The 20,293-nt window shown below is 47.5% G+C and carries 12 protein-coding genes; 3 read left to right on the top strand and 9 right to left on the bottom strand.

The annotated features are described in order from the left end of the window. Nucleotide 1: 1 nt before the first annotated feature. Nucleotides 2-853, top strand: a complete 852-nt coding sequence (locus MEALZ_RS17130) for a quinoprotein dehydrogenase-associated putative ABC transporter substrate-binding protein (protein WP_014149915.1) — start codon at nucleotides 2-4, stop codon at nucleotides 851-853. Nucleotides 854-1,427: 574 nt separating this feature from the next. Here MEALZ_RS17130 and glgB (MEALZ_RS17135) read toward each other — a convergent pair. The 8 genes from glgB (MEALZ_RS17135) to glgC all read right to left on the bottom strand — a co-directional run bounded on the left by glgB (MEALZ_RS17135) (nucleotide 1,428) and on the right by glgC (nucleotide 15,155). Further along, a complete protein-coding gene (gene glgB / locus MEALZ_RS17135; RefSeq protein ID WP_014149916.1) occupies nucleotides 1,428-3,653 on the bottom strand; it encodes a 1,4-alpha-glucan branching protein GlgB in 2,226 nt (741 codons plus the stop codon). Nucleotides 3,654-3,988: 335 nt separating this feature from the next. Beyond that, a complete protein-coding gene (locus MEALZ_RS17140) occupies nucleotides 3,989-5,257 on the bottom strand; it encodes an alpha-amylase family glycosyl hydrolase (protein ID WP_014149917.1) in 1,269 nt (422 codons plus the stop codon). Between the two features lie 12 nt (nucleotides 5,258-5,269). Next, nucleotides 5,270-7,804, bottom strand: coding sequence for a glycogen synthase GlgA (gene glgA / locus MEALZ_RS17145; RefSeq protein ID WP_014149918.1), 2,535 nt, complete (start codon nucleotides 7,802-7,804; stop codon nucleotides 5,270-5,272). Between the two features lie 202 nt (nucleotides 7,805-8,006). Further along, nucleotides 8,007-9,626: a glycoside hydrolase family 57 protein gene (locus MEALZ_RS17150; RefSeq protein WP_014149919.1), complete on the bottom strand. Its 1,620-nt coding sequence runs from the start codon at nucleotides 9,624-9,626 to the stop codon at nucleotides 8,007-8,009. Between the two features lie 213 nt (nucleotides 9,627-9,839). Then, nucleotides 9,840-10,520: a DUF4912 domain-containing protein gene (locus MEALZ_RS17155; RefSeq protein WP_014149920.1), complete on the bottom strand. Its 681-nt coding sequence runs from the start codon at nucleotides 10,518-10,520 to the stop codon at nucleotides 9,840-9,842. Between the two features lie 188 nt (nucleotides 10,521-10,708). After that, on the bottom strand, nucleotides 10,709-12,184 hold the full coding sequence (malQ, locus tag MEALZ_RS17160) for a 4-alpha-glucanotransferase (RefSeq protein WP_014149921.1): 1,476 nt from the start codon (nucleotides 12,182-12,184) through the stop codon (nucleotides 10,709-10,711). 15 nt (nucleotides 12,185-12,199) lie between these two features. After that, entirely contained in the window at nucleotides 12,200-13,891 is a 1,692-nt protein-coding gene (locus MEALZ_RS17165; RefSeq protein WP_014149922.1) for a glycoside hydrolase family 57 protein, read from the bottom strand. Then, entirely contained in the window at nucleotides 13,881-15,155 is a 1,275-nt protein-coding gene (gene glgC, locus MEALZ_RS17170) for a glucose-1-phosphate adenylyltransferase (RefSeq protein ID WP_014149923.1), read from the bottom strand. The genes MEALZ_RS17165 and glgC overlap by 11 nt, the downstream gene beginning before the upstream one ends. A gap of 92 nt (nucleotides 15,156-15,247) precedes the next feature. On the opposite strand from glgC, the gene glgB (MEALZ_RS17175) reads away from it, so the two are divergent. Continuing rightward, nucleotides 15,248-17,452, top strand: a complete 2,205-nt coding sequence (gene glgB / locus MEALZ_RS17175) for a 1,4-alpha-glucan branching protein GlgB (protein ID WP_046061227.1) — start codon at nucleotides 15,248-15,250, stop codon at nucleotides 17,450-17,452. Nucleotides 17,453-17,773: 321 nt separating this feature from the next. Further along, nucleotides 17,774-19,204: a glycogen synthase GlgA gene (gene glgA / locus MEALZ_RS17180; RefSeq protein WP_014149925.1), complete on the top strand. Its 1,431-nt coding sequence runs from the start codon at nucleotides 17,774-17,776 to the stop codon at nucleotides 19,202-19,204. Nucleotides 19,205-19,760: 556 nt separating this feature from the next. Here the strand turns inward: glgA (MEALZ_RS17180) and MEALZ_RS17185 are convergent. Continuing rightward, on the bottom strand, nucleotides 19,761-20,252 hold the full coding sequence (locus tag MEALZ_RS17185) for a DbpA RNA binding domain-containing protein (RefSeq protein ID WP_162472987.1): 492 nt from the start codon (nucleotides 20,250-20,252) through the stop codon (nucleotides 19,761-19,763). Between the last annotated feature and the right edge of the window lie 41 nt (nucleotides 20,253-20,293).

The following is a 20,293-nucleotide window of genomic DNA, read 5'->3' on the forward strand; positions in this document are numbered from 1 at the left end:
AATGACTCTCAGGACTTTATTATTTAGCGGTTTGTTATTTACCGCCATAACCTCAACAGCTAATGCCGAAGACAAATTCAAAGTTTGCGCAGACCCGCTGAACCCACCTTATTCCACTAAAAACGGCGATGGCTTCGAAAATAAAATTGCCGAATTATTCGCCAACAAGTTAGGGCAAGAACTTGAGTACACTTGGTTTCCCAATCGCATGGGCTTTATCCGCAACACTCTGACCGCAACAGTCGGCGATTCCGAAGACGAGTATAAATGCGATGTCGTCATAGGCGTCCCGGCCGGTTACGATCGAACTTTGACAACCAAACCCTATTATCATTCGACCTATGTCTTGCTGATCGCCAAAAATCGCGGCTGGAACGATATCGAGTCGGCGGAACAATTAAACGATTTACCCCTCCAGCGTCAAGAATCGTTACGCATTGCGATGTTCGACAGGGGGCCAGGTACGGCTTGGCTGCAAAAATTAGGCTTAATCGATCAAGGCGTGCCTTACCAAACCATGACCGGCGATGACGAAAACAATGTCGCTATGCAGATCGATAAGGATCTAAAAGCCGGAATAATTGATATGGCTATACTCTGGGGTCCGATGGCGGGCCATGTGCTCTCGCAAAGCCCCAAAGGTAGCTTCACTGCCATCCCCATGAGCTCGTCACCCGGCATGAAATTCGATTTTTCGATAGCTATGGGTGTTCGGTACGGCGATAAGGCGCGAAAAGAAATGCTCAACCGACTCATTGACGAAAATTTCGATGACATTCAAAAAATTATCGCCGGCTACCAGGTCCAACTTTTACCGATCCCAAAACAAAAAAGCCGCAAAGACGACGACTAATTCATCGGATACATTATTTCACTTGGAGCAGTCAAGCATTCGGTTTTATCCTAAGTTCGGTAGTTTAACCATGAAGCTCATGAAGGACTTCAAAAAATTACCTTAACATTCTCGCTAAGGAACGAGCATGAAATAACTTCGACAAATGCTGAAAGGGGGTTCGGTGGCTCGATTGACAGGCGTCGGCGGCAGGGCAGATTTTTGCTCCTGCAAAATCCGCATTCATGCCATCCATGGCAATCTGATAGCCGCCGTCGAGCCTACATGGATGTATTCACCCAGCACCTAAATTCCATAGCCCATTGGCTATGGTTAACTATCTTGGATAATTTAGGTGCTGGGTTCACGGCGTCCTGTCAAGCGAGTCGCCGCACCACCACAATGCCTAAAACTTGTAGAAGTAAATTTGTGCATATTCCTAACCTTGTACTCTACACAAACGCAGAACACCTTATTCGTCATAATCTTCATGGTGAAATGCTTTTTTCTAGGCTTATAGTTGAGGCGGTAATCAAAATACGGATATAACATCCACCAGGCTAAATCATTTGAATTTAGCCTGGTTTTTTCAGGATTAATTCTTTTTGGGAGGCGTCAACACCGCTTGCGGACCGGGTGCCGTTTGGCTGTGTTTTAAGACGACCCCTCCTAAAGGCGGCAAGGTGATATAGAGCGAATGAGGCCGATTCATCCAAGCCTGCTCTTGAGTCCAAATACCGTCCGGCGAATTAACCACCCCGCTGCCGCCGAATTCCTGCGCATCGGAGTTAAGGATTTCGTCATAACGCCCAGCAGCCGGTACACCAATGTGATAATACTCCCGCGGGACCGGAGTAAAGTTCAGCGCGACAACCAAAAACTCTCCTGTATCGGCAGCCTTGCGGATATAAATCAGCACCGAGTTATGGGCATCATGGCAATCGATCCACTCAAATCCCGCATCGGTAAAATCATTGGCATGTAAAGCCGTCTCCTTTTGATAGGTGTGATTCAGCGTCTTAACCAAATGCTGCAGTCCTTGGTGGAAAGGGTAGGCCAACACATACCAATCAAGCACTTGACTGCTGTCCCATTCGCGCCCTTGACCGAATTCACAACCCATGAAGAGCAACTTTTTGCCGGGGTGGGTAAACATATAAAAATACACCAAACGCAAATTAGCAAAGCGCTGCCACTCATCGCCGGGCATTTTATATAACATCGATTGCTTGCCGTGAACCACTTCATCGTGAGAAAACGGCAACAAAAAATTTTCCGTAAAGGCATAAATCAGGCTAAAGGTTAATTCTCCCTGATGGTATTGGCGAAATATCGACTCTTTTTCCATATAGCGCAACGTATCGTTCATCCAGCCCATATTCCACTTTAAATCGAAGCCCAAGCCACCGACATACGGAGGCTTGGTAACCTGCGGCCAAGCGGTCGACTCTTCGGCCATGATTAACACGCCAGGAACTTGCTGATGGGTAATTTCGTTCAATGATCTTAAAAAGTCGATGGCCTCCAAATTTTCGCGGCCGCCGTACTTATTGGGTATCCACTCGCCTTCCTCACGGGAATAATCAAGATACAACATTGACGCTACCGCATCGACTCGCAAACCGTCCACATGATATTCCTCGAGCCAGAATAGCGCACTCGAGATCAAAAAGTTCTTAACTTCATAGCGGCCGAAATTAAAGATCAACGTCGACCAATCACGATGTTCGCCGAGCCTTGGATCTTCATGCTCATAAAGCGATGTACCGTCGAACCATGCAAGCGCATGCGCATCTTTTGGAAAATGCGCCGGCACCCAATCGAGAATGACACCGATCTCGTGCTGATGACAATAATCGACAAACCAGCGAAAATCTTCGGGGCTACCGAAACGGCTGGTTGGCGCATAGTACCCCGTCGTTTGGTAGCCCCACGATTTATCATAGGGATGCTCAGTAACCGGTAACAACTCAAGATGAGTAAAGCCTAAGGTTTTGGCATATTCCACCAAGGCCACCGCCAATTGCCGGTAATTGAGCAACTCGCCTTCGGAGCCTCGCTGCCAAGACCCCAAATGCACCTCGTAGATGCTAATCGGCTTGTGCTGCCAATCGAACTTCTCACGCTGTTTCAACCATTTTTGGTCATGCCAATTAAAATTATCGTTTGCCGTTACAATACTGGCCGTATTCGGGCGAACCTCATAAAACCGACCGTAAGGATCTGTTTTTAATAAAATATCGCCATTCTTCGCGCGAATTTCATACTTATAAACCAAGCCGGGCTCTAAGCCTGGAATAAAAAGCTCCCAAACGCCATTACCGCGCACCCGCATTTGATGGCAACGGCCGTCCCAGCGGTTGAAATCGCCGACTACGCTGACTCGCGATGCATTAGGCGCCCACACGGAAAACAGCACGCCGGCAACATTTTCGATTTCGTGTACGCGTGCACCCAGCAAACGGTAAGCATGCCAATGTTTACCTTCACTGAATAAATGTAAATCGTAATCCGATAATTGCGGCCCGTAGCAATAAGGATCGTAACCGATGTGCTCGTAATGGTCTTGATCGCGCCAAATCAGCCGATAGCATGGAGGAACTTGTGATGCTAAGCCATGCCATTCGAAAAGAGCCGTACCCTCGATTCGAGTCAATGGCAAGTTTCCTTCAGCCAAGGCCACGGTTTCGGCATGGGGCAAAAAAGCTCGTACCACAACCTGTTTGTCATCCTTGGGATGGCGGCCTAAAACGGCAAAGGGATCGCTGCATTTTACATCGACAAGACTCTGTAATTCTGTGGACAGTTTTGTTTTACTCATCTGCTTTTGCGGGAAGCCCGCGAATTTATACCCCTTACTTGTCAAATTTCGGTGCCGGGGTGCCCGTCAAAGGACGCCGTAAATACGTCCATGTAGGCTCTATGATAGCATCCATGCTATCAAAGCCTTTGCCGAACACCCCGACACCTCCATAGACTAATGCCGAAATTTAAAGTGCGAAAGGTGGTATATCATTCGGGTGGGGATAGCTCAGCTCGCCTCGGCAAGCCCGGTTCCCGCTCTCCTGTTTTAATGTGCTATCCTGGTTTTAGCATTGATTCGGCGTCGTTATTCTGGCACCTGTAATTGTAAAATCTTAACTTTTACCGAGCCGTCTACTGTGTAGTGACCATGACCCGCACCATACCCGGCAATAAGTCGAAATGATAGGGACTCGGCACATAAGCTAGCGGATACTCCGGCGATAGATCGGTAAACGGCGCGCGCGACTGAACATATTGATATAGATCGGGCGTCGAAAACTCATGGCGTTGCCAAGGGTCTTTATTTAACAAGATCAAAGCTTCTTGTTGTCCGGATAGGCTGGCTTTCCAGAAAAAGAGTATCGGCGACTGCGGATAACCGATTAGGTTAAAAGGCCCCTCTTCCTGAAATACAGGGTAATCGGCTTTCACCGTGTTGACTTGAGTAATAAACTCGGTCAAATCCACCTCGGTATTTTCCCAGTCCTCGGGGCGAGTATGCACCACATGCAGCGGTTTACTAAAACCGTATTCGTAACCCATCGGCATCATCACGCCGCTGCTGAACACTGCGGAAAACAAGTAACGCTGCTTTAGGGCTTCGGCATTGCCGTTGCTTTCGGCAAATAAACGAGGCGTATCGTGACTTTCGGGAAAACTGATCGACGGGGCGGCTTGGCGCAATAATTGATACTGTTCCGGTAGCCAAGGGCTTTCGAAGTCCCACCATTTGGAACTATTGAAAATATAATCGAACCCGGCTTGCGCGGTTTGCTTGGTTCGCTCGGCGCTACAGCCAAGCGTTTCAGCGGTAAACACCACATCGGGATGTTTTTGTTTCGTATCCGTAATCAATTGCCGCCAAAGTTCGGGCGCTAATTGATAGGCGGCATCGCAACGAAAGCCTTTAAAACCCAGATCGATGTATGACTCGATGATTTTACGATAATAGGCATAAAGCCCATTATCGTGACTGCGGCCATGATCGAGTTGCGCTAAATCCTCCCATACCACTTTATGGCCGCCGTCTTCGAGACAAAAAGGACGCTGCACCTGCCCATGCTCACGAACAAACCATTCAGGGTGCTGTTTTAACAAGGGCGAATCGATCGCACAGTGATTCAATACCAAATCGGTCATAAAGCGGAGTCGGTGTTTTTTCTCAGCCTGTTGAATCAAGCCCCGCAATTGTTGCTCGGCGGTCTTTTTGGATTTCGGATCGACTAACAGCGGGTTTAACTGAAAATAATCGGCAATAGAATATAGACTGCCGGATGCCCCGGTTTTTTGTAACGGGTTGACGAAAACCCAATCGAACCGCATCGCCGCGGCCCTTTCCAAGTGCGCCTCCCACTGCCCGAAGTGGCCTGCCAACAGGGGGAACAAGTTGTACATCCTCATGAATCGGCCTCTTTATTTGTTACGAATATAGTCATAGATATTCAGGTAATGTTGGCCCGGATATTTCCAGGAGTAATCGTAACGCATTGCATTTTTCATCAACTCCCGAAAATGATCCGGAAATTGATAATAACAATCGATCGCGCGCGACAATGCCGACTCCAGCCCTTCATTGTTGTAATCCCTAAAAACATAGCCGTTGCGCTCGTGCAAGGCTTTATGATGCGCATGATCCTTATCGAATACCGTATCGGCCAATCCTCCGACCTCGCGAACGATCGGAACCGTGCCGTATTTCATCGATATCAACTGCGTCAAACCGCAAGGTTCGAATAAACTAGGCACGACGATCATATCCGCACCGGCATAAATCAGATGCGCCAAGCCTTCGTCGAAACCGACTTCGATATGGCAATCGGGACTGTCGTTCAAATGCCGCTTCAACTCCCAGAAATAGCTATTGATATCCCGCTCGGGACTTGAGCCTAGCAACACGAACTGCGCCCGATGGTTCAATGAATAAAACAATGCATGACGAACCAAGTCCAACCCTTTCTGAGGATCGAGCCGCCCGACGAAAGCAATAATCGGCTTTTCATTATCCGCTAGCAACAAGCGATCGCGTAAAGCCCGTTTATTGAGATATTTATTGTCTACTTTTTCCACGATAAAGGGAGCGGCGATATGCGGGTCGATTTCGGGATTCCAGACATCATAATCGATCCCGTTGACCACACCGCCGAACTTATAATGATGCGCATGAAGGGTCGGTTCCAAACCGAATCCTTGACCGCCGTCTTTGGTTTCTCCGGCATAACGCGGCGATACCGTCGTAACGAAGTTGGAATAGACTATACCTCCTTTCATCAAATTCAACGCATGCGGAATCCGATTATCCAACAAGCGATCATCATGAAAATAATACTCCGGTCGATGCAGGCCCGTCGCATTCAATAAGAAGTCGCCCGTCAACCCTTGATGCTTGAAGTTATGAATCGTAAAACATACTCTCGGATGCCAGAAGCCTAATTTCTGATAGATCTCATATAAAAACACAGGCACCAATGCCGTTTGCCAATCATGGCAATGAATCACATCGGGATGCTTGCCGGATTTCCAAAGAAATTCCAATGCGGCACGGCAAAAGAACGCATAACGCAGCACGTCGTCATTAAAGCCGTAAATCGTGCCGCGATTGAAGAAATTGTCCGGGGAATGCGGCTCGATGAAAAAGCATTTACGGCCATGAACGAAACCGAACCAGACCGTACAATGAATATGGCCGTTATACCAGGGCACCCAAAGGTCGTCATAGGTTTTACATAAGCCCCAAATATGATCGTAATGCATACAATCGTATTTGGGCAAAATAATCTCGACACTGTGTCCGCGCAATTCCAGTTCGCGGCTTAAACCGGTCACAACATCCGCCAAACCTCCGACCTTCGCCAAGGGCGCCAATTCAGGAGTAATCTGCACGACAAACATATGCGGGTAGTCGGGACCGGGTTGGTCATGGTACGGCGAATGCTCGACGTGCGACATCATGTCGGCAACGGGCTCCGGCGCCGAAGACTCGGGTGTCGGCGCTATTGGCTCTGCCTTACTATAATAGGGTTGCCGCTGAAACTTTTCCGACGGCACATCGGGACTGATGGATGCCGCCTGAGCAACCTCTGGCAAAGGCGTGATAAATGCCGTATTGGGCTCCCGGTATACGGATTCGCCGCCCTTGGAAGACGTATCGACTTGGGTTTCGCCGGCGGTACCGGACTGTTTAGGAACGGCTTTTTCGGAAGCTTGACTAGGTGCAGCCGCCACCTTCGAAGCAACATTCTCTGCCGCCGCTGTCTCGTTTTGCGGAACAACGGGTAAAACCGGAACAGGCGACAACGACTCCGCTTCGGATTTTTCCTGCGCCGTTTTTTCGGATGTTTTAATCTGCCGATCGGATTTAGTCTGCGTATCTGATATTTTGCTCGCTGAATTACGCATTAGCGCCGACTTAAGTTCCCCTGCAGACTTAGTTTTCGGAGAATCCTTAGCTTCTATTTCGGCTTTAGCCTTCTCTTCATCCTTCTTAGTTTGAGTCGGCGCCTTGACGCTAGATGCGGTCTTGGTTTTTTCGGCAAGCTTTTTTTTGGGAGCGGCTTTCGCCTTAGGCTTAACGGGGGATTTTGCCGTATTCGCAGTTTTTGACGAAGCCTTTTTCACAGGCTCTGCTTGAGCCGGTTTTGCAGCCTGCGCTTTGGGTGAAGATTTAACTTCCGGCGCCGTTTTAGCTTTCGGAACTGTTTTAGGTTTTGCTGCCGTTTCGGATTCCGAAGACAGGCTAGGCTTCGGCGCATCATCGGTCTGAGTCGACTTTTCCATTTTGGAAGATTCGGCTTTAGGGTCGTTGTTAACCGTCGACGCGGCAGCGCTCGGCTGCTCTTCCGCCTCAGGCGTTACCGCGGATTGATTCTCTGTCGTCGGCTTTTCGGACGCCTTATTCGTTGTTGCTGTTTTTGTTGAGCTTCTGGTTTTAGTTGTAGTTTGCTTTGCCATAAATCAGACCTATCATGCCAATTAAAAGATATACTTTCCCGTCGCCCTTAGTATTTCGTGACAAATAACGTCCAGGAACTATGAGCCTTGTTGAGGGCTCGGTAACTTGTTTAACAGGACTCTCTGCCGTCGACATCTATCAAGCGACCAACCAAACCCGCCTATCCTACATTAAAATTAGGGAAGTTTTATGACCGAAACCTTAGCTTAGTATGTTGTCCGCAGTTGTGTTTTTATAAGTCCGAAAATCAAGCATCGGAAAAATATCATCCATCACTTCTAACGCCGTCAAATAGTGTTCGTTTATTGTATCCGTACGAACGCTTTCTTGCAGATAATTAAATCGAGCCAAATGATCAAGAATACGCTTTTTAGCATACTCGACGGTCGTTCCTGATTTCATAATGAACGGCCAATCCGAGGCCTGCGCCAATAATAACGACCGTGCCGCCTGATTCAAAGCCCGCTCCTCCAAGGAAAAACGGGGAGCTTGCTGAAACTCTTCGGCTAACTCCTCCATCAACATCGCCGATTTGTGTAAAACGGGATAAATCCAAGCATTGGTTTCATTGAGCCAGTATCCGGAATAGCCCTGTTCGCCCCAACTCGATGCCGAAGGCGTTGCGGTTTGCAAGTTTTGAAAACGCGACAAATAATCGCTACCACTGACCGACTGCATTCCCAACTTATTGCCGCCAACCAGGCGTAATAAAAACTCCAGCCATTGCGGTCCCTCGAACCACCAATGACCAAACAATTCAGCGTCGTAGGGAGCTACAATGATTGGCGATTTCCTCATCCGATAGCTCAGGTCGTCAAGCTGCCGTTGCCGCTTCAAATAAAAGTCTTGGGCATGTTGCCTCGCCTTCATCAATGCTTGACGCGGCCGATAGGCCGCTTTCGGGCCACCCCCTCCCGTCACTCGCTGATATTTGATGCCGACGGGTACGCGAATCGTTTCTTCCAATAAATACGGAGCGAGATAACTCTCCGGAATGGTGGAATCATAACCGATATCGCAATGATATTCACGATAGTCGCCGTCTCCCGGATACCCTTCCTGCGCGCTCCAGACTTGACGCGACGATTCGGGATCGCGGGCAAAAGCCGCCACACCGTTAGTACAGGCTATAGGCGCATAGACGCCATTTTCTGATTGCGGGCTTGCTTGAGTCAAACCATGGCTATCGACAAAAAAATAACGAAGATCGGCTTCGTCAAGCAACGTCTCCAAGCCCGGATAATAACCGCATTCGGGCAACCAAAATCCTTTTGGCATAAAACCGAAGCACTGTTTGAAAGTTTCAACGCCCATGTTAATCTGATTGCGCACCGCACTTTCGGAAACGTTCAGTAACGGCAAAAAACCGTGTGTGGCCGCGCAGGTAATCAATTCCAGGCCGCCTAATTCCGCCTGTTTTTTGAAAGCCGCAACTAAATCGCAATCATAATCCTCCCGATAACGCTGCAATGCGGCCTTGAAATTACGTCGATATAAACGAGCCAAATACTGATATTCAGCTTGCTTGCGAGTCCTTGAAACTTCCTGCTCGGCTAATCTGATCAAACCTTGCAAATGGCGAACATAGCGCTGCTGCAATAACTCATCATTCAACATCGTCAACAAGGTCGGCGATAGCGACAGTGTCAGTCGATATCGCACGCGATCCCGATTCAAGCGCTCGCACATGCTGAGCAAGGGCAAATAACACTCGGTTATCGCTTCGAATAACCAGCGCTCTTCAAAAAAATGCTCATACTCGGGATGATGTACGTAAGGCAAATGGGCATGTAATACAATGCATAAACCGCCCCTATCCATCTCAAGTACCTAAGGAACGAGCATGAAATAATTTCGACAACAGTTGAAAGGAGGGCTGGTCGGCAATTCCCAGTTTGGGGATCAAAAAGAGTGAGGAGGATGCTTGGCGAGGACTTCGGCTGCAGGGAGCAGCCGTCAAGCCTCCATGAATGGGTTTACGACATCCTGTCAAGCGAGCCGCCGAACCGACGCAAAGCCTACTACTTGTAAGAGTTATTTTGTGCATATTCTTAAGTGAGTTTTATTGCTATTCTGCAGACAGGATATACCGGCACTCGAATAACTATCCATATCATGGAGCTCAAATCGTTCTGCTGAGGTCAAGTGAATCGGAGACGCCGGTGAAAACGGGATATCTTCGGCATCCGGCTTGCTCAATGTTTGCCGAATTTTAGCGTCAATATCGGCTTCATTAAAGGCTAAAGGCCTTGTTAGCGCGGTCACCGGCGTCATCGCAGAAGAAGGTATACTAACAGGCTGCGAGCGAACATATACAATAAAGTCCCCATTACTGTCGCATTGACCAATCGCCGCCGTATAAATTGCACCGGCAACCGGCAATTGAATTTTAGCATTGGCGTGCGTGGATACCACGCCGACATCAAACCATGGACGCTGATGCTCTTGAGTATCCGCCCAATCAACCTGCCAGAACAAGCGTAATATTAACGGATTATTCGTCGCCTGCAGCAGAGGAGTAACGCCGGCAATACGCCAATAGGCATGAAGATGATAGGGATCTATCGGTAAAATAATAAGCTGTGGAAAATTAAGCGGTTCAGTCTGACTGAATTGCAAAGGATGATAGGTATGACTAATGGTTTGACTGATGTGTTGAATTTCTTGAGACGATATAGTGAGCTTAGGGTTATGCCTGGAATGCCAATATCTCATTCATTTTTTCCTGATTTCATAAATCTTTTAACCACATTCACTGCATTTGAAGGGTAACCGTCATATCGGCATGATCCATAGGCGGATTATCCTGACTGAAACCTTAAAGTGTCAATTCAAATTAGGCTTTGCCAACCAGATTTTGGCGGAAGACAACCCAAGCAAACCTTCGGCAACCTTTGCCCAGCTTAATCTCGCCCGTATAATTTGATCGCACGCGCCAAACGCTGACTGTGCAATGGTAATAATTGATCCCAAGTAAAACGCCACAACCAATTGCCTTCAGTCGTACCGGGAATATTCATGCGATGCTCGGTATCTAACTCAAGAATGTCCTGCATCGGAATGATCGCGAGATTCGCAACCGAAGCTAAAGCGGTTTGTATTAGCGTATAGGGCATCGAGCTAGCAGGCTGACCTAAGTATTCATAAACATAAGCTTGCTCTTGCTCACTGATCTGACGGTACCATCCTAAGGTAGTGTCGTTATCGTGCGTGCCGGTATAAACGACGCTGTTTTTATCCAGATTGGCCGGTAAATAAGGATTACTGGGGCCGCCGCTGAACGCGAATTGCAGAATCTTCATGCCCGGCAAAGAGAAATCGTCCCTGAGTTTTTCGACTTTATCGGTAATCACGCCTAAATCTTCCGCGACCAATGCAATAGGTCCGAACGCATCGAAAACCGTCTTTAACAAGGCGTGCCCCGGCGCCTTGACCCAGCAACCATTCATTGCCGTGGGTTCGGATACCGGAATCTCCCAGGCGGCCTCCAACCCCCTGAAGTGATCGATACGAATAATATCGAACATTTCGACTTGCGTCTTGATTCGATCAAGCCACCAATGGAAGCCATTTTTTTTAAGATATGACCAGTTGTAATGCGGATTACCCCAACGCTGCCCCGTTTCCGAAAAATAATCGGGGGGTACCCCCGCCACTACCGACATTTCGAACTGCTCATCCAGTTTAAACACCTCCGGATGAACCCAAACATCGGCGCTATCGTATGAAACGAAAATAGGAATATCGCCAAACAACAATACACCATGGCGCGCCGCATAATCTTTAAGTTCTTGCCACTGTGTAAAGAATACGAATTGCTCGAATTTAATCGCTTCAATCTCAGTGCTTAGGCGTCTGGAGGCTTCTTTAAGCGCCGAAATATTGCGCGATTTATACCGTTCAGGCCATTGATTCCAGCTAAGATTATTGAATTCTTTTCTGAGTGCTATAAATAAGGCGTAATCATCCAGCCAAAACTTTTTGTCGATACAAAATTTGGTAAATTCGATTTTTTCGTGTTCGGTCGCGTGCAGCTTAAAGCCATAATATGCGTGATTGAGTAAACACTCCCTTGCAAATGACGGACTGCCGCCACAATCTTGACAACGCTCGCCACGGCTCAGCCAGCCTTTGTCAACCAACTTATCCAAGTCGATCAAAGCGGTATTACCGGCATGAGCGGAGATGCACTGATAGGGAGAACCATCATCATGAGGCATGTTTAATGGCAAAGTTTGCCAAACCGTTACACCGACACTATTTAGAAAGTCGACGAACCGATAAGCTTCCGGGCCGAAATTACCATTATCACGATTGCCTGGAAGTGAAGTAATGTGCAATAAAATTCCGGCACGGCGTCTATGTAAGATATCAATCACAAACGTCTTTCCTGACTAAACGTTTTCAATACCCGGCCTCATCGTACCGCCCATGGCGGGAGCTCCGGACCCCTGAGTGAACGATAATGCCAGATAAGCCGGCGGATCTTCTCCTAACAACAGATAGAGATTACTCAAGTTCAAACGAAACTGTTTTTCAAAGCTGCTGACAGCCTCCCCCGGGTTGTAATCGCCGAACCACCAAAACCAATCCGAACCTTCACAAATAGCAAGCTGATGCTCGGCAAGAGCCAACTGCTCCTCGGTCAAGCGCCCGGTCGACACGACTTTATCAAACGCCCATTTAGCATCGCCCAGCATATCCCAACCCCGGTTTTTATCGACATCGCCGATCCAGGTAGAAAACGTTCCATAGACCCAACTGCCAGCCATCAAATTCGGAAGCGTTTGAATTTCAATGACTTGATCGAGGCATTCGGAAAATGTTGTTAGCTGAATCTCGGGGTGATGACTCAAGCGTTTATAAAGCGCGCTGAGAAAGTGATAACCGTTTTGCGGAAAATACTCCCAAGCATTTTCGCCATCCATGATAATCGATACCACCTTATCCGTAGAAGTATCATGCTTATGGATTTGTTCCAAGTGATTGACCAAATCGGCAACCGCATCGTCGGCATGCCATTTGGAATATTCAAATCCGATCAAATCCGATAAGCCATCGTCCCTAAAAAAACAAGGTATACCGGTTCCGCTAGCGCGAAACGGATGATGGGGACTCACGCTATCGATGCCTGATAATCGCAAGCTGTTATGCAAGACATTACCGCCTGTTGCAGCCCAATCGAAACCGAACTCGGAGAGCATCTTTAATGTCTCGGTACTGACTGCTCCCTCGGATGGCCAACAGCCTCTCGGCGTGAATCCGAAAAATCGTTTAAAGGTTTCGACACCATGCTTCAGATGCCATTTCACCCTTTCCTCGCCCCCCGGATAATGATCCAGTTCGGGTAGCGGAGCATCCGGCATCGCCTGCAATGTACTTTTAATATCGATTAACAAAGGCATAATCGGATGCGCATAAGGCGTTACCGAAAGCTCGATGCGTCCTTTTCTTGCCAACGCCTTATATCGACATATTGCAGTGGATAATTGCTCACCGATGACCTCGACGATTTCGATCCGTTCATGCAATGTGTAGCCTGAACCTTTGGCAATCAAGCGCTTGACCCTGACATCGGTCAGCTTGACACTCTCGCCCATCCAAGCCAGATGATACCACGCTAAAAGATCGCTGATGAATTGAGAATTCATATAGCTCAACGCATCATGATTCTGCTCCATCCATTCGGCCATTTTGACCAGTTTCTGGAAAGTCGGATATCGTCCGATCTGCCGCTCTCGATTGGCACGCATGCAATCCTTGACCAGTTTTAGCCGTGCATCGGGATCCGAGGGAATCGATGGGGCAACCAGCGCCGCCAACAACGGATCTTTAAATGAGATGCGATCATGCAGATAGCGCCCCACTTGCCTGGCATAATCCTCGATCTGCTCTAGAAGGATCGGCGCAAAATTAACGACCGCTTTGGCTTCCGGCGCCGCTTCAAGATGGGCGATCATGTCGACATAATCCTTCATAACATGCAAATAGGTCCAAGGCAGTTGAAATTCGCCGGTTTGCAAATCGCGATACTCAGGCTGATGCATGTGCCAACATATCACCAGCTTCAGTTTTTTATCTGACATAGTGCCTACTCTGTCCTAACATATCCGGGGTGACCAATACGACTCCGCCCGGGCTGACATGAAATCTTTTTTTATCGTCCTCGAGGTTCTCGCCGATTACCGTGCCTTGGGGCACTTCGCAACCTTTCTCAATGATTGCCTTGGTAATTCGGCAATGCCTTGCAATATTGACCTCAGGAAGCACCACGACATCTTGTAACGTCGTATAAGAATTAACCCGGACATTGGAAAATAACAATGAGTGCCTGACCTTGGCGCCGGAAATAACGCAACCGCCGGACACCATCGAATCGACCGCCTGCCCCCTTCTTTTGTCGTCGTCGAAGACAAATTTTGCCGGCGGAGTTTGTTCCTGATAGGTCCAAATCGGCCAAGTTTTATCGTATAAATTCAAATCGGGCTTGACGCCGATTAATTCCATATTTGCCGCCCAGTAGGCATCTATCGTACCCACATCGCGCCAGTAACTTTGATCGCCTTGCAAATTCAGGAATGGGTATGCACTGACCCTATATTTGTCGATAACCGCAGGAATAATGTCCTTGCCGAAATCCCTGTTCGAGCCTTTGCTGTCGGCATCTTTGATCAACTGCTCGAATAAAAATGCCGCATTAAATACATAGATACCCATCGAAGCCAAGGCTTTGTCCGGCTTACCCGGCATCGAAGGCGGATTGGCGGGTTTTTCGACAAATGCTTTTACCCGTCGATTTTGATCGACGTCCATGACCCCGAACTCGGTCGCCTCTTCAAGGCTTACCTCGAGACAACCAATGGTCAAGTCCGCATTATTGGCCACATGATCGGCAAGCATTTCGCCGTAGTCCATTTTATAAATATGATCGCCGGCCAATATCAGAACATACTCCGGCCGACGGGTTCTTAGAATATCGATATTTTGATAAACCGCATCGGCAGTCCCCTCATACCAAGACGTTTCGATGCGTTGTTGAGCCGGCATCAAATCGACATATTCACCGAACTCGCCGCGTAAGAAGCCCCAGCCTTGTTGAATATGTCGAATCAAAGAATCGGCTTTGTATTGCGTTAAAATGCCGATTTTTCTGATTCCGGAATTAATGCAATTGGATAACGGAAAGTCGACAATCCTGAATTTTCCGCCAAAAGGAACTGCCGGCTTGGCACGCCAATCAGTCATATTTTTTAACCGTGAGCCGCGGCCGCCCGCAAGAATCAAGGCAATTGTATTTCTAGTTAAATGACTGACGAACCTGTCTTGAGGTTGGTTAATTGACTCTGACATTTTCATTCCCCTTCTGGAATTGACTATTACATCTGTTGCTTAGGTGGTAACATTCTGATAAAAATCATTCTACTACATTGAGGCGTTTCGAAGTGAAAAAGCAATCCAATATGCCGTTGTGTAATGATTTATGCAAAATCATTGAAGCCAAACATCATGACCCTTTTTCCGTTCTAGGCCGCCTCAGCGATAACAACCTGACCAAGGTAAGACTCTATTTGCCTTACGCCGATTCGGTTCGTTTTGCTGAAAAAGGCCCTGAAATACCTCGACTCGCAAAAACGGACTTTTTTGAATATACCGCTCAGGCCGGCGAATTACCAGAACATTATCAAATTTCTTGGATCGACAAGGAAGGCCGACAACACACCGATTACGACCCTTATGACTTTCCCGAGCAATTGCCGGAATTCGATCGTCATTTGTTCGGCGAAGGCAAACATTGGCATATCTACCAAAAACTTGGCGCACATCGATATAAGGTCGACGGCATCGATGGCGTATTATTTACCGTCTGGGCCCCAAGCGCGGAGCGCGTCAGCGTGGTCGGCGATTTTAACCGCTGGGACGGGCGCTGTCACTTAATGCGAGTGCTAGGTAACAGCGGGGTCTGGGAGCTTTTTATTCCGGGCCTCGACGCGGGCTGTTTATATAAATTCGAAATACTGAACCGTCAAAGCCAAGAAATTTTGATTAAAACAGACCCTTATGCCCAGCAATATGAGCATCGCCCTAAAACCGCTTCGATTGTCGTCAAAGAAGGAGCCTATCAATGGCAAGATGCGAAATGGATGACTTATCGCAAAACCCGCGATTGGCTTCACGAACCGATGTCTATTTACGAAGTGCATTTAGGCTCGTGGCAACGGGACGATGCCGGAAATTTCTTGAATTACCGTGAACTCGCTAAACAGTTAATCCAATACGTCAAAGACATGGGCTTTACCCATATCGAATTACTGCCTATCACCGAGCATCCTTTCGATGCTTCATGGGGTTACCAATCGACGGGCTACTTCGCCCCGACCAGTCGACACGGATCACCCGACGATTTCAGATATTTTATCGATCTCTTTCATCAAAACAACATCGGCATTATTTTGGACTGGGTTCCCGCGCATTTTCCGAAGGACTTTTTCGCACTGGCGCGATTCGACGGTAGCGCGCTCTATGAGCACGAAGACCCCCGCAAAGGCGAGCATAGAGATTGGGGCACCCTGATCTTTAACTTCGGGCGCAACGAAGTCAAAAATTTCTTACTGGCGAGCGCGATATTTTGGCTCGAAGAATTTCACCTTGACGGTCTTAGGGTCGACGCCGTCGCATCGATGCTTTATCTGGATTATTCCCGCGATGAAAACGACTGGATTCCCAACATGTATGGCGGCAACGAAAATCTCGAAGCCATCGCTTTTTTGCGCGAACTCAATACCGTAACGCATGAACAACACCCCGGCACGGTCGTGATGGCAGAGGAATCGACCGCATGGCCTCAGGTAACCCGCCCGACTTGGACCGGAGGCCTGGGTTTTTCGATAAAATGGAACATGGGCTGGATGCATGACATTCTCGATTATATAAGCCGCGACCCGATACACAGGCGTTATCACCACGATCAACTAACCTTCGGCCTACTTTATGCCTTTACCGAGAACTTCGTCCTTCCGTTCTCTCATGATGAAGTCATTCACGGCAAAGGTTCGTTACTCAACAGAATGCCGGGAGACGAATGGCGAAAATTTGCGAATTTACGCCTACTTTATACCTTGATGTTTACCTACCCGGGTAAAAAATTATTATTCATGGGTTGCGAGTTCGGGCAAGGTACAGAGTGGAATTTCAACCAACCCCTGGATTGGTATGTACTGCAGTATCCTCAACACCAAGGTTTGCAAACTTTGGTCAAAGATCTTAATCATTTGTATAAAAACTACCCGGCACTTCACCAATACGACTTCAATCACAGCGGCTTTGACTGGATCGATTGCCATGATGTCGAACAATCGATTATTAGCTACCGCCGCAAAGGCACCAACGATGATTTGATCATCATACTTAACTTCACACCGATTGTGAGAGAAAACTATCATATCGGCGTGCCTTCCGAAGGGGTTTATTTTGAAATCTTTAATTCAGACTCTGCCTATTATGAAGGTAGCAACATCGGCAACCGCGAGATACTATCGGAACCGGAGCCTTGGATGGGACACCAACAATCGATACACTTGACTTTACCTCCGCTAGGCGGAATCATCTTGACGAGGCAAACGAAAGCCATAAGCAGCTCTGCTCACTAAATAGCGTCCTGTTTGAGAAAGATGATCCAGCGTGGCATTGCTCACCGCAAATTAACTGGCGCCGGCCTAGCTTATAAAAAATTCACTTCGATATTTATACGTGATAGGCACAACTACGCGAGAAATGCCCGCAAAATAGAACTGCCGCCGCCCCGAACGCAAACTTAAACTGATTCTTCAATAACACCGGACGATCCTACAACAGCAGACAGTACGCCAATAAACACTCAATCGGCTATTGTGGCGAAATCCACCTCGGTAAACTCAATTCTTTAATATATACCTAGAACCGAATTTTGACTGCCTTTAAATTTAATAATTATGAAACGAATTCTTTTTGTTACCAGTGAAGCACATCCTTTAATAAAAACCGGCGGCTTGGCAGATGTTTCAAGCAGCTTACCTAAGGCTTTGGCGGATCTAGGCCAGGATATCCGTATCATCATACCCAACTATCAAGCTATAAAAAAAACCGAAAACGTCCAACATCGGTGTACGTTGAGAATTAATAATTGCGATGTCAATATTCTCGAAACCCGCTTGCCGGAATCAAAAGTGATCGTATGGCTGATCGATTGCCCCCAGTTTTTTGGCTACCCGGGCAATCCTTATCACGATGAATACGGTAATGCCTGGGCAAACAGCGCCGATCGCTTTTCGCTGTTCTGCCGCATAACAGTGGAAGTCGCGATGAATAGAGCCTACTTAGATTGGAAACCGGAGATCGTCCACTGCAACGACTGGCAAAGCGGCCTAGTTCCCGCCTTGTTAACGCTGGAATACAATCGCCCGGCAACCATTTTTACGATTCATAACATGGCCTATCAAGGGATTTTTCCCTATTCGACCTACAATGCGCTTAATCTTCCAAGACAACTTTGGAACCCAAATGCACTTGAGTATTACGGCAACATGTCGTTTTTAAAAGGCGGCATTGCTTGCTCCGATCGAGTAACAACGGTAAGTCCTACCTATGCCAAAGAAATTCAATCATCCGAGTTTGGTTACGGGCTAGAAGGCTTGTTAACCCATCGCAAGGAATTTCTAAGCGGCATACTCAACGGAACCGACAAAGACTGGAATCCCGAATTCGACAGCAACATCGTCCAGCGCTACAGCCATAAAACGCTCCATCACAAACAAACCAATAAGGCCGCATTACAAGAACGGCTCTCACTGCCTCTCGAGCCGTCGATTCCCATTTTCGGATTAATTAGCCGTTTGGTTGAACAAAAAGGTATCGACTTGCTATTAGAATGCTTGCCGGAATTATTAAGTATGCCAGTACAATTTGTATTACTCGGTAGCGGCAACAAAAGCTTCGAACAACGTTTATATAATTTTGCCGAAGCCTACCCTGAAAAAATGTCGATTACTATCGGCTACGATGAACAATTGGCTCATTGGATAGAAGCGGGAAGCGATATTTTCTTAATGCCATCGCGCTTCGAGCCCTGCGGATTAAACCAAATGTATAGTCAACGCTATGGAACTTTGCCGATCGTAAGGAAAACCGGCGGCCTAGCAGATACTGTCGTCGATGCTCTACCCCATACGATTGACAACAAAACGGCAACCGGAATTACTTTTAATGAATCGACCCCCAGTTCGCTACTGGAGGCCATCAAGCGCGCGTTGATTTTATACAGAGTCCCGGAAATTTGGACACAACTGCAAACCAATGCCATGAAGAAAGACTTTTCGTGGAATAGTAGCGCTAAACAATACTTATCGCTCTATGACCATTTGTAACTCGATTAAGGATTTGGTCGTAAATAACTTCCCTGTTTTATGGAGAGTTCGGTAACTCGATTGGCAGGTGTCGGCGGCAGGGCAGATTTTTTGCTCCTGCAAAATCTGCATTCATGCCATCCATGGCAATCAGTCGCCGCGGTCAAGCCTACACGGACGTATTCACGGCGTCCTGCAAAGCGAGTTACCGAACCCTCAACAAAGCTCATAGTTCCAAGACGTTATTTATCACGAAATCCTAAGGCGGGCTATAACTCCAAAAAGAGTTATTTATCTTTTACCATGAAGAGCATGAAGGACTTGAAGATACAGCATTTACAATTAAACGTAAGTGACTGTCCATTAACAGCCTATGTCATCATTATTGCCACTTCAGTCTCGCCATTGTTTTGATATTTTTTAGTCATTATACCTTTCGCACTTCAAATTTCGGCAGTGCCTAAAGAGACACTGGGTCCCTCTCCTAACGCTAGGTGAGAAGCTGGGCTCACGACGTCCTTTGACGACCCCCGACGCCGGATTTTGATCTACGATGGTTGGGTACATTAGAAAATCCTTAGGCGATTTCTTTACAATTAAGATTTTTCGGGTCCTTACTCTCTAAACGGGACATACGCTTTTTTCGCCGGCGCGCATTACTTGCTCTTTTTTTATTCGAATTAGCGCTTAATCTTTTGATATCCAGCTTTTGCCGTTGAACCTCAATCGTTTTCAAATGTTGAAAAATATCCTCCGGCATGCCTTCCGGTAATTCCACAATAGTAAATTCGTTACGTATATCGACAAGGCGAATCATTTTCCTTTCGACACCGGATTCATCGACCAACACATCTTTGATTACCTCTTTCGATACGCCATGTTTATTACCGACCGCCAATCGATAACGAACCATTTTAGGCATAACGGAAACTGTGCCCGAAATAGACGAGTCCAAAACATTCTTTTCCGGCATCATTCGCATGCCGCCTTCAAGCTGTTGCAGATGCAACAAAGCGGCTGCGCAATCCAGTAACCCCAGGTTTAACTCATCCATTATATGCTGAAGCATTTGCCGCTCTTCGTGCAATGCTTGCGTTTCGATAACACGCC

Source organism: Methylotuvimicrobium alcaliphilum 20Z (assembly GCF_000968535.2).
GTDB lineage: Bacteria > Pseudomonadota > Gammaproteobacteria > Methylococcales > Methylomonadaceae > Methylotuvimicrobium > Methylotuvimicrobium alcaliphilum.

What these genes read in the sequence shown, in the direction of transcription:
- MEALZ_RS17130 (WP_014149915.1), top strand. Translation starts at nt 2, where the DNA reads ATGACTCTCAGGACTTTATTATTTAGCGGTTTGTTATTTACCGCCATA.
- glgB (WP_014149916.1), bottom strand. Translation starts at nt 3,653, where the DNA reads ATGAGTAAAACAAAACTGTCCACAGAATTACAGAGTCTTGTCGATGTA.
- MEALZ_RS17140 (WP_014149917.1), bottom strand. Translation starts at nt 5,257, where the DNA reads ATGAGGATGTACAACTTGTTCCCCCTGTTGGCAGGCCACTTCGGGCAG.
- glgA (WP_014149918.1), bottom strand. Translation starts at nt 7,804, where the DNA reads ATGGCAAAGCAAACTACAACTAAAACCAGAAGCTCAACAAAAACAGCA.
- MEALZ_RS17150 (WP_014149919.1), bottom strand. Translation starts at nt 9,626, where the DNA reads ATGGATAGGGGCGGTTTATGCATTGTATTACATGCCCATTTGCCTTAC.
- MEALZ_RS17155 (WP_014149920.1), bottom strand. Translation starts at nt 10,520, where the DNA reads ATGAGATATTGGCATTCCAGGCATAACCCTAAGCTCACTATATCGTCT.
- MEALZ_RS17165 (WP_014149922.1), bottom strand. Translation starts at nt 13,891, where the DNA reads ATGTCAGATAAAAAACTGAAGCTGGTGATATGTTGGCACATGCATCAG.
- glgC (WP_014149923.1), bottom strand. Translation starts at nt 15,155, where the DNA reads ATGTCAGAGTCAATTAACCAACCTCAAGACAGGTTCGTCAGTCATTTA.
- glgA (WP_014149925.1), top strand. Translation starts at nt 17,774, where the DNA reads ATGAAACGAATTCTTTTTGTTACCAGTGAAGCACATCCTTTAATAAAA.
- MEALZ_RS17185 (WP_162472987.1), bottom strand. Translation starts at nt 20,252, where the DNA reads ATGCTTCAGCATATAATGGATGAGTTAAACCTGGGGTTACTGGATTGC.